Below are 15,542 nucleotides of genomic sequence, written 5' to 3'. Positions count from 1 at the left end.
TTCAAAGAATTTTTGACGGGGCGGTTGTAACAGTATATTTTATCCATATCCTCACAAAAAAAGCGCCTTGAGGCACTTTCTCTATTTCTTAACAATCTTATGTACCGTAGCACTTTCAGCTGTTTTAATCTCCACAAAGTAAACTCCTGAGTTTAAAGAATGAATATCAATCTTAGTAACCTGAGAAGTCATTATTTTTTGTCCTGTCACAGAGTAAATATTCACTTCTTTCAGTTTCTCAGCCGTTTCAATCTGAATGAAATCACTTGCCGGATTTGGATAAATATTGAATTTTTTCTTGGTCACAGAAGAAATTCCTAAAGTCAGCTGTGCCTCGGTGGGGGTAAATGGTCTTCTTTGCCCGAAACTTAATCCAAACCAGTCATTGTTACTCAGTTGAATCTGAGAAAGATTGGCTTTTGTTTGCCAGCTTGATAGATCTTTTCCTTTATATAACTTCCAGCTGTCTGATCCGGAAGTATTCCCAGTAAATGAATTCAATGTTAAATTAGTAATCTGATTATTCGCTGATGCAAAATTGAAATAGGAAGCTTGAGACTGGATCAGTTGTAACGCCTGTTCAGCAATTATGCTTCCGTTATATTTAATTCCAAAAACAAAAGAATTGGCATTTCCGTTGGCATTATCAGTTCCGAAATCAATAACGACAAGACTTTTATTAGTTCCGCTTCCTACCCAGTTTGTAACCTGCGAGGGAACAAACCAAGCAGAACTGTAGGCTGGAACTGGTGGGGAAGGCATTGTAGGAGGGGAAAAACTATAAGAAGCTCCATACCATCTTCCGTCCACTAAAAGATCATTGTTCACACCATTATTGAATGCCATAGTTGATGGAGTGTTTCCTGACCAGGTTGACCAATAGTCGTCAAGGCTGGGAGTATGATGATTGTAATTTAAACTGTACAGAAATCCGGATGGTATTTCAATTTCCATTTTAGGTTCTGCAGCGGCAATAGCAGTAATCATGTCTTCCATGGTTAAGCCATTTCCGTCAAAACGGTATCCCCAAGCATAAGAATTTGGGGTGCTGTCATCATTAAAGTCTGCAATGAAATATGCTTTTTTAGAACCGGTTCCTACCCAAAATTTAATGTCGTTTTCTGTGAATTGGGCCGACAATACCTGCATGCAAAGCAGTAAGAAAAAAAGATAGATTTTTCTCATGATATAATTAATTTAAAGTTTTATTCCCGAAACTTATCTTCAGAGCAGAACTAATTCTTTCTCTGAATCTGGTGTTTTAAGGCAGGTCTCCTGGCTCACATCTTACAACTTCCTTCCCGGATTTTCAGATCCAGTGGTTTTTGTGCAGTAAGTTTAAACAGTTTACAGTTGCGGGTACAGCTCAAGATTTGAATATTATTCTCACTTGATTCCCTATTAATGGACATTGTTCAGCCTTAAAACGCTGCAAATATATCATATAAATTGATAAGTCTGTTTTGTGAATTATTTTCCTTTAAAAAATGATTTTCAAATTGATTAATAATTTGGTTGGATTGTTGGTTTTTCATTTTTAAATAGATTCTTTTCTTATTTATCTTCAATGCATTCTGTCTGTTCAATTGTTAAAAAACAATTATCATTGTATTTAAGATCAGTTTACAATCAAGTCCTATTTTCGCAGCCATAAAATAGCATATGAAAAAATTACTATGTTCTGTGGGTATACTGGCTGTATTGGCTTCATGTAAAAGTGATGACGATACCGCAATGGTTAATCAGGATATTAATTATTCCAAACTCCCTCAGGAGTTTCCATTTTCAAAACTGACTACGATAAACGGAGTGGATGTTATCAACGGAGGTTTTGGATCCGGAGCTGCGGCTCATCCTACCAGAAAAGGCGAATTCTATGTCATTACCGATAGAGGACCTAACACCGACTTCCAGAATGGGAAAAAGTTTCTTACTCCTAATTTTACTCCAACCATTATGCATTTTAAAATCAATGCTGACGGAAATGTAGAGGTCATCAAATATATTAAACTTAAAAATCCATCCGGACAGCCTATTACCGGACTTCCAAATCCTGTTGGAATGGGGAGCACAGGGGAAGTAGCATATGATGCTTCCGGAAATGTCTTAGGTACTGATCAGTATGGTCTTGACAGCGAAAGTATTGTTGCTGCCGCTGACGGTACATTCTGGGTTTCTGATGAATATGGACCGCATATTGTACACTACAGTGCTGATGGAATGGAGATGGAAAGAATAAGCCCGATCGGAGTAAATACAGGATCAAGAAAACTACCTGCTGTTTTAGCGAAAAGAAGAGCCAACAGAGGAATGGAAGGACTTTGTATGAGCCCGGACGGAAGAACGCTGGTAGGAACCATGCAGTCGATGATGTATGTTCCCAGTAAGGCATTGGCTACCAATAAAACTTTAACGAGAATTGTCACATTTGATACGGTTACAGGGCAGACTAAACAGTTTCTATATAAGCAGGAAGGAGGAGCTTCTGATTCAGTGTGTGATATTACCGCATTAAGCAATAATGAATTCCTGGTGATTGAAAGAGATGGAAATTTCGGTTCTCAGGGAGGAATAAAAAAAGTATACAGAATCAATCTTAGCAATGCAACAGATGTAAACGGAGCCGATATCACCGATGTGGACGGAATGAAAGTTAACGGAAAAGCTTTAGAGCAATGTTCATGGGATGAAATTACCAATGCCGGAATAAAAGCTGTTACCAAAACATTAGCCGTAGATCTGGTAGCAAAACTGGGTTATGAACATGATAAATTCGAGGGAATTGTTTATTTAGGAAATAATAAACTGGCTGTTTTCAATGATGATGACTTTGGAGTAGTGGATGATGGAAACGGAAATCCAAAAGCTAAAATTTTGCCTAAAACGGGTAAAGTAGACAAAGGAACAATGTATGTAGTCGATATTCAATAATTAGATTTTTTTAACGGAAAAGCGGCGGAATCGAAGATTCCGCCGCTTTTTATTGGATAATATATCAATCCTCTATTAATTAAAAGCTTCAATAATCTTAGAGAAATCCTCTAATTTTAAAGCTGCTCCTCCGATAAGACCACCGTCGATATCCGGCTGAGAGAAAATTTCTTTTGCATTGTCTGGTTTTACAGAACCTCCGTAAAGGATAGAAACCTCGTCAGCAACTTCCTGTCCGTATTTTGAAGCAATAATATTTCTGATGTGAGCGTGGATTTCCTGAGCCTGCTCAGGACTAGCCGTTTCTCCGGTTCCTATAGCCCAAACCGGTTCATAAGCAATCACTACTTTTTTGATTTCTTCAGCAGAAAGCGTGAAAAGAGCTACTTCAGTCTGGTTTTTTACTACCTCAAGGTGCTGTCCTGCTTTTCTCTGCTCAAGAGTTTCTCCGTTACAGTAAACAGGAATAAGACCTTTGTCAAGAGCTAATTTGATCTTTCTGTTACAGTGAGAATCTGTTTCTCCGTGATATTGTCTTCTTTCAGAGTGCCCGATTAATGAACCGGTTGCATCAATGGATTCCAGCATATCTGCAGAAATTTCACCAGTATAAGCGCCGCTTTCATGCTCGCTCATATCCTGAGAAAATACTCCGATTTCATCCTTTTCAAAAACGTCTTTTGCCATCATCAAATACAATGCTGGGGGAGCAATCCAAACCTCACAGTTCGTTGCATTGTTGTTTTTATAGCTTAGTAACTGAATCATTAATTGTTGTGCATCAATTACATTTTTGTTCATTTTCCAGTTTCCTGCAACTATTTTTCTTCTCATAAGATTTAAATATAGATTTATTTATTTTTTAATTTTCTTTTTGCAAAACTTATTACTTAGTAATCCCTTCCAGTTTAAACATGAAAGCATATACCAAAGCTACATCCTTCAGATAATCAAACCTTCCGGAAGCGCCACCATGGCCATATTCCATATCTGTTTTCAATAACAGTACATTTTTGTCCGTTTTCATATCTCTTAGCTTGGCAACCCATTTCGCTGGTTCAAAATATTGTACCTGAGAATCGTGTAATCCTGTTGTTACCAAAAGATTCGGATAGTTTTTCTTCTCTACATTTTCATATGGAGAATAAGATTTCATATAAAAATAAGCTTCCCTATTATTGGGGTTTCCCCATTCGTCATACTCATTGGTCGTAAGTGGAATACTAGTGTCTAACATCGTATTCACTACATCTACAAATGGAACCTGTGAAATAACCCCATTCCATAAATTAGGACTCATATTGGCTATAGCACCCATCAGTAAACCACCTGCACTTCCTCCCTGAGCGTAAAGATGCTTAGGTGAAGTATATTTTTCTTTAACCAGATACTCTCCGGAATCGATGAAATCGGTAAATGTGTTTTTCTTTTTCATCATTTTTCCATCTTCATACCATTGTCTTCCCATTTCCTGACCTCCGCGGATATGAGCAATTGCATATGCAAAACCCCGGTCCAAAAGGCTCAGTCTGGTGCTGCTGAAACTGGCATCCATAGAACTTCCATAGGAACCGTAAGCGTAGAGTAGAAGAGGGTTGTTCCCATCTTTTTTGAACCCTTTTTTATAAACAATGGAGATTGGAATTTTCGTTCCGTCTTTTGCTGTGGCAAAAAGTCTTTCCGTTGTATAATTGTCTTTATTGTAACCTCCCAGAACTTCCTGTTGTTTTAAAAGAACTCGTTTTCCGGTTTTTAAATCCTGTTCATACTGAGAACTTGGTGTAATCATAGAAGTATACCCAAAACGGAAATTATCCGTGTTATATTCAGGGTTATCCAGTGAATAAACAGTATAAGTAGGCTCATCAAACTTTAAAAACTCCTTTTTTCCTGTTTTTCTGTCATAAATTACCAGTTGGGAAAGTCCGTTTTGTCTTTCACTGAATATCAGATAATTTTTAAATGCAGTAACATCCTCCATGAGAACATCTTTTCTGTGCGGAATAAAATCCTTCCAGTTTTCAACTCCCGTTTTATCTAAAGGAGTTTCTACAACCTTAAAGTTAAGAGCATCTTTATTGGTTGTTACCAAAAATTTATCTTCAAGTGAAGTTACATCATAAAGTACATTATTGATCCTGGGCTGAAAAATTTTGAAATTTCCGTTAGAATCATTGGCATCCAGATACCTGGTTTCAGAAGAAGTAGTAGCACGGGAATCAATCAGGATAAACTTATTGTTTTTTGTTTTTCCTACACTGATATAGTTGGTTTTATCTTTTTCTTCATATACCAGAATATCTTTACCGGAATCTGTTCCCAGCGTATGTCTGAAAATTTTTTCTGTTAAAAGAGTCTCAGGATTTTTAGAAGTATAGAAAATTGTTTTGTTATCATTGGCCCATGTTGCAGAACCTGTTGTATTTTTAATACCAAGATCCGTGATTTCTCCTGTAGAAAGATCTTTTAAAAATAATTTGTACTGCCTTCTGGAAACATCATCCACTCCGTAGATCATTTTGGTATTATCCGGACTGATGCTGAAGCCAGCAGCAGAATAATATGGATGACCTTCTGCCATTTTATCTACATCCAGAAGAACTTCTTCCGGAGCAGTAAGGCTGCCTTTCTTTCTGCAGTATTTAAAATACTGTTTTCCGGTCTCTGTGCGGCTGTAATAGTAATATCCGTTTCTAAAAACAGGTACAGATTCATCCTTCTCCTTGATTCTGGCCTTCATTTCCTGGAAAAGCTTTTCTCTGAAGGGTTCAGTATCCTTCATCATGCCTTTCCAATACGTGTTTTCAGCCTTTAAATAATCAACAACTTTGGTAGAATCTTTTCCTTTTTTAAAATAATCAATCATCCAGTAATAAGGATCATTAACCTTATCACCGTGGATTTCTCTGATATGTTCCTGCTTTTCTGCAACAGGAGTCTTCATATTGGGAAATGTCTGAGATTGAAATGTAGATGCACTCATTACTAATAGTCCTAGATAAATTTTTTTCATGGTATTTTTTGGCTTGGATCTGTTCTTAGATTATAGTCCCCAAAGATTTTTCAACAGTACGTAGAACGTATGTTCCTCTTCCGTTACTTTATTGTCTGCTTTGATCAGTGATTTTGCAAACTGAACAAATTTCACACGCTCGTCCTCTGTAGAATCTTCGTGGAAACATCTTGCATGGAATTCAAAATGATCTTTCCATTCCTCAGGCTGTAAAAGAGCCAGGGTTTCAAGTTCATTATCAAGATTCATTCTGAAAGGAAATTCATCTGCCATGTATTGCTGTACCAGCATTCCTTCCTCAGGAGCAAATTCTCCATCTACAGAAGAAAGGATCATAAGTAAATGATAACCGGCGATTGATTTATTTGATTTTTGCATGAGTTGTTGTATGTTTAAGTTTAGTGTTTAAATTTGATAATTGATAATTGATAATTGATAATTGATAATTGATAATTGATAATTTGATACAAATATCTGTCGTAACATATCATTTATAATTCATCATTTATAATTAATCAACGTAGTCCTTTGCAGGTTGTTTGTCTACAATTTTTCCGTTTTCAAGAATCAGTACAAATGGGTTGCTTCTTGCTATTGTTTTGATGGCAGTTCCGTCCATTAGTACATTTTTGATAGTTTTAAAAGTATTCGGTTCTGTAGAAATTCCGTAGATAAGAGCACCTTTCTGTGTATTTACTTTCGTTTCCACTTTCTGAAGCAGGTCTGCAGGAACATCTTTTGGATGATAGGAGAAAACAAGAACGGCTTTTGGTGCGTTGATGATTTCCTGGGTAACTTCCATTCCTGTAGGATCTTCAATCTTGAATTTTACAATTTCAGATTTATATCCTTCTTTGATCAGGACAGATTCATTTTTCCCATCTTCAATTTTCCATGGAGAGCCTTCTGCCCAGTATTCTGTTTTTTTGATATAATCATCCTGATTTACTTTTACAACAGCTCCTGTTTTCTGATTTTTCAATGTGTAGAAAGTTTTATATTCGGAAGGATTTTTATCAATTTTTGCTTTTTCAGCTTTAATGTCTGTTCCTATTTTATAATCACGGAAATCTATGATCGGTTCATGCATAATTCCTTGAGCCATAACATAAATCATTCCTAAAGAAAATACTGTTAAAAGGATATATTTAAATGTGTTGGAAGACTCTTTCGGAGTAACTCCATATTCATCTTTTTTACGGAAATCTTTTCTGTAAAGGATGAATAAAATAATCAATCCTACCAGCAGTACAACGTCTTTTAAGAAGCTCTGCCAAGGAGTGAATTTGATAGCATCTCCAAAACATCCACAATCTGTTACAACATTGAAATACGCTGAGTAAAAAGTAAGAAATCCGAAGAAAATACAAAGTGCAATTAATATGGATAAGGTAAATTTAAGCTTTAATTTAAGCAGCAGCATAAATCCTAAGAAAAGCTCCAGTACCACTACAATAATGGAAAATAACAGGGCAAACTTTTCTAAAAATGGCATGTTGAAAACCGGAGGTGCGAAATATTCTTCCATTTTGAAAGAAAAACCTACCAGATCCACGGCTTTTACAAAGCCTGAAAGGATAAAAATAACAGCAATAATAAAGCGTAATAAACCTTTGAGCATATTAAATATTTTTGGGTTCGAATTGATTTTCTTTTTCTGAGAATTTGATCAGGCAGAAGACTGCATAATTCAGCATATCGAAATAGTTGGCATCAAGCCCTTCCGAAACAATGGTTTTTCCCTGATTGTCCTCAATCTGTTTAGTTCTTAATACTTTCTGATAAATAAGATCTGTGATTGAAGAAATTCTCATATCCCTCCATGCCTCACCATAATCATGATTTTTTCTTTCCATCAAAGCTTTTGCTTCATTGGCATACTTATCATAAAGACCTAAAATTTCTTCTTTATTTTCATTGAAATCATTGGAAAGGCCTTTCTCTAGCTGAATAAGTCCAATGATAGAATAGTTCACAATGGCGATAAATTCATCTTCTTCACTCTCATCCACCATTTTTTTATCAGTCATCTGCAGGGTACGGATCCTGTTGACTTTGATATAAATCTGATCCGTAATAGAGCTTGGTCTTAAAACCCTCCATGCTGCACCATAATCCTGTAATTTTTTACCGAAAAGATCACGGCACTGACTGATAACTTTCTCGAACTGTACTGATGTTTTTAGCATAAATTTTCTTAATCTTCCAAATATACGAATTCGGTTTTAGATTTTTGAATTTGATGAGCTGAGTTTGTGAGTGAGAGGGTGGGAGAGTTTTAGAGTTTCGGGTTTCGGGATTCGTGTTACCGTGGTTTAGAGTAAGAGGGTTTTAGTGTTTGAGAGGGCTTACTTAACTTCCTGCCTCCAGCTTCCAACTTCCATCCTCAATTTAATCTCTTTTTAAAACTCATAAATCACTAATTTTGCAGCACAGAAATCATTCATCAATTATCAATTATCATTTATAAATCATCATCTCTCAATACTAAACTCATGCTTTCCAACCTTCCAGCCCTCCAACCCTCCAGCTCTCCAACATACTCAATCAACTGCAATGGTCGTTTAGTACAACTGGACACCCCAAAAATCATGGGAATCCTTAATATGACACCGGATTCTTTCTCCGATGGCGGAAAGTTCAATAATGAAAAATCAGCATTAAAGCATGCTGAAAAACTGTTGAAGGATGGAGCAGAAATACTGGATATTGGCCCTCAGTCTACACGTCCCAATGCCGAATTTTTAAGTGCTTCCGAAGAAAAAAACAGAATTGGAAATCTGATTTCTCTGATCAAAAAAGAATTTCCGGAAGCCCTGATTTCCCTGGATACTTTTTATGCAGAAACAGTGAAATTTGGATTTAATGAAGGAATTGATCTGATTAATGATATTTCTGGAGGTCAGTATGATACAGAAATGTTTGATAGAGCTGCTGAAACGAGGTTGCCTTACATTCTGATGCATGTAAATCCTTCTTATGAAACCATGCATGATAAAATAAAATTTGAAGATATTACGCTGGAAGTGAACCAGTATTTTGCTAAAAAAACAAAAGAACTTTTAGAAAAAGGAGTGAATGATATCATTCTTGATCCTGGTTTTGGCTTCGGAAAAACAGTAGAAGATCAGATGAAAATGATCCATGAAGTTGAATATCTGGGATTCGGACAATTTCCTCTTTTAATAGGTATTTCCAGAAAGTCATTTATCTACAAACCTCTTGGAAAATCACCGCTGGACATCAATGAGGAAACACAGAAACTGCACATGAAAGTATTGGAACAGGGAGCTAAAATTTTGAGGGTTCATGATGTGGCTGAAGCGAAGGAAACACTGAACCAGTTTTTACGAAAAAAATAAAAAGTGCAAAAAAAACTTGTGAGTAATTAAAAAGTTTATACATTTGCAATATGAATTTTACGAATCAGAAAAATATTATTGTCATTTCTATTATTGCTGTTGTCATTAACAACAGTAAGGAAACGGCATTTTAAATAGATTTTAATTTAAATTATATATAAAACCGTTTCAAACTATGAAACGGTTTTTTTTGTTTTTAATTTTTTATAGTATAAAAGTATGTATCAGTTATTATCAGTAATTATTATCGTCATTATTATTCCCTTACGGCTGTGAGAAGGAACATGTATGACTGTACATATATTGAGCCCTCTCACACTGTGAGAGGGCTTTTTTTTTATTCCCATTTACTAATTTTTTAAACCTCTATAATATGTATTACAACGACGACACGACCATCTACTTTGACGGAAAATTTATGAAAGCGAAAGATGCCGGAACAGATCTCTACAGCCAGTCACTTCACTATGGGTACTCTGTTTTTGAAGGCATCAAATCCTACAGCACAGATCATGGAACTCAAATTTTCAAAGCAAAAGAGCACTACGAAAGACTTAAGAGATCGGCAGAACTCATGCATATTCCTTTTGATTATTCCGTAAATCAGCTTACAGAACTTACCTATGAACTTCTGGATTGTAATGGATTTACAGATGCTTATATCCGTCCGTTGGTTACGTGTTCGCCTAATATGTCACTCTCAAAAGGACAAAAATCTTATCTGTCACTTCTTGCCTGGGAATGGAATAACGGCTATCTGGCAGATAAAATGAAAATCATGACTTCCCCTTTTCAACGTCCTAATCCTAAGGCTTTCAAGGTGGAAGCCAAAGTAGGCGGACATTATGTAAACTCCATATTGGCCTGTCAGGATGCCAAAGACAAAGGATATGATGAAGCACTGGTTCTGGATGAAAACGGAAATGTTGCCGAAAGCTCAGGTGCCAATGTTTTCTATGAGAAAGACGGGGTTTTATATACTCCGGCTAAAGGAAGTATCCTTCCGGGAATCACAAGACAAACCGTTATGGAGATCTGTAAAGAGCTTGACATTCCGGTAAAAGAAACCTTTTTTAAACCACAGGAAATGCGTGGTGCAGATGCAGGATTTTTCTGTGGTACGGCAGCAGAAATTGTTGCCCTTGATTCACTTGATGATGTTCCTTTTACCAAAGATTGGGAAAACACAGCAAGTGGGAGAGTACAACAGGCATATTTAAAATTAGTAAGAGTTCTGTCATTGTAAATATTATGAATTTAAATATTTGATTATCAGTTGAATGGTTCTATTTTCTTAATAATTGAATATTGTAGTTTTTAGAAAAAATGAAAATGAAAAGAATATTACAAAATGTAGTTTTGGATCAAAATTTAGTAAAGAACTCTATTTGAAGAAAAGGAAAAGAATAGAAAATGTAGGAAAAGTATGTTAAATAAATATTCAAAAACATTCACGCAAAATAGCGAACAACCCGCAGCCAAAGCCATGTTGTACGGGATAGGATTTACAGAAGAAGATATGCATAAGGCTCAGGTCGGAATTGCCAGTATGGGCTATGACGGGAACACTTGTAATATGCATTTGAATGATCTGGCTCAGGTCGTAAAAAAAGGAACATGGAATCATGGATTAGCCGGATTGATTTTTAACACCATCGGAGTAAGTGACGGAATGAGTAATGGAACAGATGGAATGCGCTATTCTCTGGTAAGCCGTGATGTAATTGCAGACAGCATAGAAGCCATCTGTGGAGCACAATATTACGACGGATTAATCGCATTGCCTGGATGCGACAAAAATATGCCGGGAACTATCATCGCAATGGGAAGACTGAACAGACCATCCATCATGGTGTACGGAGGAACGATTGCTCCCGGTTGCTATAAAGGTGAACAGCTTAATATCGTTTCAGCTTTTGAAGCTTTAGGGAAAAAGATTGCAGGAGAAATTACGGAAGAAGATTTTGATGGGGTTGTAAAAAATTCATGTCCCGGAGCTGGTGCATGTGGTGGAATGTATACAGCCAATACAATGGCTTCCGCTATAGAGGCTTTAGGAATGAGTCTTCCGTATTCCTCTTCCAATCCAGCTTTAAGCAAAGAAAAACAGGAAGAATGTCTTGAAGCAGGAAAATATCTGAAAGTACTATTGGAAAAAGATATTAAACCTTCGGATATCATGACCAGAAAAGCTTTTGAAAATGCGCTGCGAATGATTGTTATTCTTGGAGGAAGTACCAATGCCGTTCTGCATTTTATAGCCATGGCAAAAAGTGTGGGAGTACCGCTTACTCAGGATGATTTCCAGAAGATGAGTGATAAAACTCCGGTACTGGCAGATTTAAAACCAAGCGGGAAATACCTGATGCAGGATCTGTATGAGCACGGAGGAATACCATCAGTAATGAAATACCTTCTGAACCAGGGATTATTACACGGTGATTGTTTAACAGTAACCGGAAAAACATTAGCTGAAAATTTAGAAGATGTTCCCGATCTGGATTTTAATACTCAAAAGATTATTAAGCCATTATCAGAACCTGTAAAAGAAACAGGACACCTGAGAATATTATACGGAAATCTTGCTGAAAAAGGAAGTGTAGCAAAGATTACAGGTAAAGAAGGAGAACGTTTCGTAGGAAAAGCGCGTGTATTTGATGGCGAAAAAAATCTGATCAGAGGAATTCAGGATGGAACCGTACAGCATGGCGATGTCATTGTCATCCGTCATGAAGGTCCGAAGGGAGCTCCCGGAATGCCGGAAATGCTGAAACCCACCAGTGCACTGATTGGAGCAGGACTGGGAAGCAGTGTAGCCTTGATTACAGATGGAAGATTCAGCGGAGGAACTCATGGTTTTGTAGTAGGACACATCACTCCCGAAGCTCATGAAGGAGGTCTTATCGCTTTTGTAAACGATGATGACCTGATTGAAATTGATGCTGTCAACAACACCATACAGCTTAAAGTTTCAGAAGAAGAGATCGAAAGAAGAAAGAGAGGATGGCAGAAACCAGCTCTTAAAGTACAGAAAGGATTGCTTTATAAATATGCATTAACCGTATCATCAGCTGCAGAAGGCTGTGTAACAGACGAAATCACTCAATAAAAAAATATGGAAAATCTGAATCTATCAACAGAAATACAATTGAGCGGAAGCCGGATTATTCTTGAAGCATTTCTTCAGGAAGGGGTGAAAACCGTTTTCGGATATCCGGGAGGTGCCATTATTCCTATTTATGATGCCCTTTATGATTATAAAGAAAATCTGAAACATATATTGGTACGCCATGAGCAGGCAGCAGTACATGCAGCACAGGGCTTAGCAAGAGTCTCAGGAGAAGTCGGTGTTGTATTGGCTACCAGCGGCCCGGGAGCTACCAATCTTGTAACAGGATTGGCAGATGCTTTATTGGATAATACCCCTTTGGTCTGTATTACAGGACAGGTTTTTGAACATCTTCTCGGTACCGATGCTTTTCAGGAAATAGATGTGATGAACGTTACAAGTCCGGTTACCAAATGGAATTATCAGGTAACCGATGCTAATGAACTTCCCGAAGTATTGGCAAAAGCATTCTACATCGCAAAGTCAGGTCGCCCAGGTCCTGTTCTGATTGATGTTACCAAAAATGCCCAGCTGCAGTCTGTTGATTATAAAGGATATTCTCCATGTTCTTCACTGAGAAGCTATAAACCCGATCCTGATCCATGTTTTGATAGTATTGAAAAAGCAGTACAGCTGATCAATAATGCTGTAAAGCCATTTATCATCGCAGGACAGGGGATTATGTTGGGGAAAGCTGAAAAGGAGTTCTTACAGTTTGCAGAAAAATCAGGAATTCCGGTAGCATGGACGGTTCTGGGAATGAGTGCTATTCCAACTCATCATCCACAAGCGGTAGGAATGGTAGGAATGCACGGAAACTATGGCCCGAATATATTAACCAATGAATGTGATGTTTTAATTGCTGTCGGAATGAGGTTCGATGATCGCGTGACCGGAAGACTGGATCAATATGCAAAGCAGGCAAAGATTATTCACCTGGATATTGATAACGCAGAGATTAATAAAAATGTAAAAGTAGATGTTCCCGTTCTGGGAAACTGCAAACATACGCTTCCTCTTCTTACAGAAAAGATCGTAAAAAGAGAACATCATCACTGGCATAAAAGATTTAAAAAATGTCATGAAATTGAAAGCATCAATCTGATTCATACGGAGCTCTACCCTGAAGAAGGGGAGATCACAATGGGAGAGGTTATCCGCGAGTTGAATGAGATCACAGATGGAGAAGCAATTATTGTAACGGATGTAGGACAGCATCAGATGGCGACATGCCGATACTCCCAGTTCAAACATTCCCGAACCAATGTCACAAGCGGTGGGCTGGGAACCATGGGATTCTGTCTTCCCGCTGCGATAGGAGCTTCTTATGCAGAAACAAACCGTCCTGTTATTGCTGTGATGGGAGACGGAGGAGCTCAGATGAATATTCAGGAACTGGGAACCATTATGCAGTATCATCCGGAAGTGAAGATCTTAATTCTGAATAACTGCTATCTGGGAATGGTAAGGCAGTGGCAGGAATTGTTTCACGAAGAAAGATATTCCTCCGTAGATATCCAGAGCCCCGATTTCGTTCAGGTGGCAAAGGGATATAATATTCCCGGAAAAAAAGTATCCGAGAGGGAAGACTTAAAATGGGCGCTCCGTGAAATGTTGGATCACAAAGGATCTTTCCTTCTTGAAGTAATGACAGGAAAAGAACACAATGTATTTCCGATGATCCCTCAGGGAAAAAGTGTTTCGGAAATTGTATTAAATAATAAAGTTTAAAAATAAAAAAGATGAAAACAGATCATAAAGAATATACCATTACAGCGTATACAGAAGATTATTTAGGATTGATCAGCCGCATCAATGCTATTTTTTCAAGAAGAAGAATTTCTATGGTGACCTTCAATGTAGGGCCTTCAGAAATAGAAAAAGTAAAAAAGTTTGTGATCGTAATCAGAGAAACAGAAGATTCTGTTCAGAAGATCAGCAGACAAATGGAAAAACAGGTAGACGTTCTGGAAGTACATTACCACAGAAATCCATACCTGACGGCAGTAGAATATGCCAGCTAAGTGTAAAAATTAAACATCACAATCAATAATAAATAAAAATCAAAAAAAATGGCAAAATTGAATTTTGGAGGAGTAGAGGAGAATGTAGTAACAAGAGAAGAATTTCCGCTGGAAAAAGCTCAGGAAGTATTAAAAAATGAGGTCGTAGCAGTGATTGGTTATGGAGTACAGGGACCTGGACAGGCTTTAAACCAAAAAGATAACGGAATTAATGTGATTGTAGGGCAGAGAAAAAACTCCAAATCTTGGGATAAAGCAGTCGCAGACGGATTTGTACCGGGAGAAACTTTATTTGAAATCGAAGAAGCACTGGAAAAAGGAACTGTTATCTGCTATCTTTTGAGTGATGCCGCACAGATAGAATACTGGCCGAAAGTAAAACAGCATCTTACCCCAGGAAAAGCATTGTATTTCTCTCATGGTTTCGGAATCACATTCAGCGAGCGTACTGGAATTGTTCCTCCAGCCGATGTAGATGTATTTCTGGTAGCTCCTAAAGGTTCAGGAACTTCATTGAGAAGAATGTTTCTGCAGGACAGAGGTTTAAACAGCAGTTTTGCCGTTTATCAGGATGCTACAGGAAAAGCCAGAGAAAGAGTAACAGCATTGGGAATTGCGATAGGAAGCGGATATCTTTTTGAAACCGACTTTAAAAAAGAAGTTTACAGTGATCTAGCTGGAGAACGTGGAACTTTGATGGGTGCTGTACAGGGAATATTTGCCGCTCAGTATGATGTATTGCGAAAAAATGGACACAGCCCTTCTGAAGCCTTTAATGAAACCGTAGAAGAACTGACTCAGTCATTAATGCCTTTGGTAGCAGAAAACGGAATGGACTGGATGTATGCCAACTGCAGTACAACCGCTCAGAGAGGAGCTTTGGACTGGTGGAAACGTTTCAGAGATGCTACTTCACCTTTGTTTGAAGAGCTGTATGACAATGTAGCCAAAGGAAACGAAGCACAACGTTCGATTGATAGCAATAGCAAACCGGATTATCGTGAAAAATTGGAAGCCGAACTTGCAGAACTGAGAGAAAGCGAAATGTGGAAAGCAGGTAAGACGGTACGAAGCCTGAGACCCGAAAACAATTAATTACTAAA

General features: G+C 37.6%; 13 protein-coding genes and 1 riboswitch. Of the genes, 7 read left to right on the top strand and 6 right to left on the bottom strand.

What is annotated here, in order from left to right; genetic code table 11:
• Positions 1-81: 81 nt before the first annotated feature.
• The gene (locus tag KBP46_RS07950) at positions 82-1,185 is read right to left on the bottom strand and encodes a T9SS type A sorting domain-containing protein (RefSeq protein WP_216445080.1); all 1,104 of its coding nucleotides are present in this window, start codon (positions 1,183-1,185) and stop codon (positions 82-84) included.
• Positions 1,186-1,247: 62 nt separating this feature from the next.
• A riboswitch (cobalamin riboswitch) is annotated at positions 1,248-1,439 on the bottom strand.
• A gap of 223 nt (positions 1,440-1,662) precedes the next feature.
• Here KBP46_RS07950 and KBP46_RS07945 point away from each other — a divergent pair.
• Positions 1,663-2,931, top strand: coding sequence for an esterase-like activity of phytase family protein (locus tag KBP46_RS07945; RefSeq protein ID WP_216445079.1), 1,269 nt, complete (start codon positions 1,663-1,665; stop codon positions 2,929-2,931).
• 75 nt (positions 2,932-3,006) lie between these two features.
• Here the strand turns inward: KBP46_RS07945 and tpiA are convergent, their stop codons facing one another.
• From tpiA to KBP46_RS07920, 5 genes are all read right to left on the bottom strand, one after another.
• Positions 3,007-3,765, bottom strand: a complete 759-nt coding sequence (gene tpiA / locus KBP46_RS07940) for a triose-phosphate isomerase (protein ID WP_062671267.1) — start codon at positions 3,763-3,765, stop codon at positions 3,007-3,009.
• 52 nt (positions 3,766-3,817) lie between these two features.
• Positions 3,818-5,944, bottom strand: a complete 2,127-nt coding sequence (locus KBP46_RS07935; protein ID WP_216445078.1) for a S9 family peptidase — start codon at positions 5,942-5,944, stop codon at positions 3,818-3,820.
• 30 nt (positions 5,945-5,974) lie between these two features.
• Positions 5,975-6,322, bottom strand: a complete 348-nt coding sequence (locus KBP46_RS07930) for a TerB family tellurite resistance protein (protein WP_034692300.1) — start codon at positions 6,320-6,322, stop codon at positions 5,975-5,977.
• 133 nt (positions 6,323-6,455) lie between these two features.
• Complete coding sequence (locus KBP46_RS07925) at positions 6,456-7,565, bottom strand: BT_3928 family protein (protein ID WP_216445077.1); 1,110 nt, start codon at positions 7,563-7,565, stop codon at positions 6,456-6,458.
• A 1-nt stretch (position 7,566) separates the two neighbouring features.
• Positions 7,567-8,133 carry a DUF1599 domain-containing protein gene (locus KBP46_RS07920; RefSeq protein WP_062671258.1) on the bottom strand — a complete coding sequence of 189 codons (567 nt, stop codon included), beginning with the start codon at positions 8,131-8,133 and terminating at the stop codon, positions 7,567-7,569.
• Between the two features lie 402 nt (positions 8,134-8,535).
• On the opposite strand from KBP46_RS07920, the gene folP reads away from it, so the two are divergent.
• The 6 genes from folP to ilvC all read left to right on the top strand — a co-directional run bounded on the left by folP (position 8,536) and on the right by ilvC (position 15,534).
• Complete coding sequence (gene folP, locus KBP46_RS07915) at positions 8,536-9,306, top strand: dihydropteroate synthase (protein ID WP_216445466.1); 771 nt, start codon at positions 8,536-8,538, stop codon at positions 9,304-9,306.
• 373 nt (positions 9,307-9,679) lie between these two features.
• Positions 9,680-10,552: a branched-chain-amino-acid transaminase gene (gene ilvE / locus KBP46_RS07910; protein ID WP_216445076.1), complete on the top strand. Its 873-nt coding sequence runs from the start codon at positions 9,680-9,682 to the stop codon at positions 10,550-10,552.
• A 180-nt stretch (positions 10,553-10,732) separates the two neighbouring features.
• Complete coding sequence (gene ilvD / locus KBP46_RS07905; protein WP_216445075.1) at positions 10,733-12,415, top strand: dihydroxy-acid dehydratase; 1,683 nt, start codon at positions 10,733-10,735, stop codon at positions 12,413-12,415.
• Between the two features lie 6 nt (positions 12,416-12,421).
• Positions 12,422-14,146 (top strand): biosynthetic-type acetolactate synthase large subunit, encoded by a 1,725-nt coding sequence (gene ilvB / locus KBP46_RS07900; protein ID WP_216445074.1) that lies wholly within the window; start codon positions 12,422-12,424, stop codon positions 14,144-14,146.
• Between the two features lie 11 nt (positions 14,147-14,157).
• Positions 14,158-14,439, top strand: a complete 282-nt coding sequence (locus tag KBP46_RS07895) for a hypothetical protein (RefSeq protein WP_062671248.1) — start codon at positions 14,158-14,160, stop codon at positions 14,437-14,439.
• 48 nt (positions 14,440-14,487) lie between these two features.
• Complete coding sequence (gene ilvC / locus KBP46_RS07890; RefSeq protein ID WP_114821206.1) at positions 14,488-15,534, top strand: ketol-acid reductoisomerase; 1,047 nt, start codon at positions 14,488-14,490, stop codon at positions 15,532-15,534.
• Positions 15,535-15,542 lie beyond the last annotated feature (8 nt).

It is taken from the genome of Chryseobacterium sp. PCH239 (genome assembly GCF_018924625.1).
Taxonomy (GTDB): Bacteria; Bacteroidota; Bacteroidia; order Flavobacteriales; family Weeksellaceae; genus Chryseobacterium; species Chryseobacterium cucumeris.
This window is presented reverse-complemented; position numbering and strand designations above follow the sequence as displayed.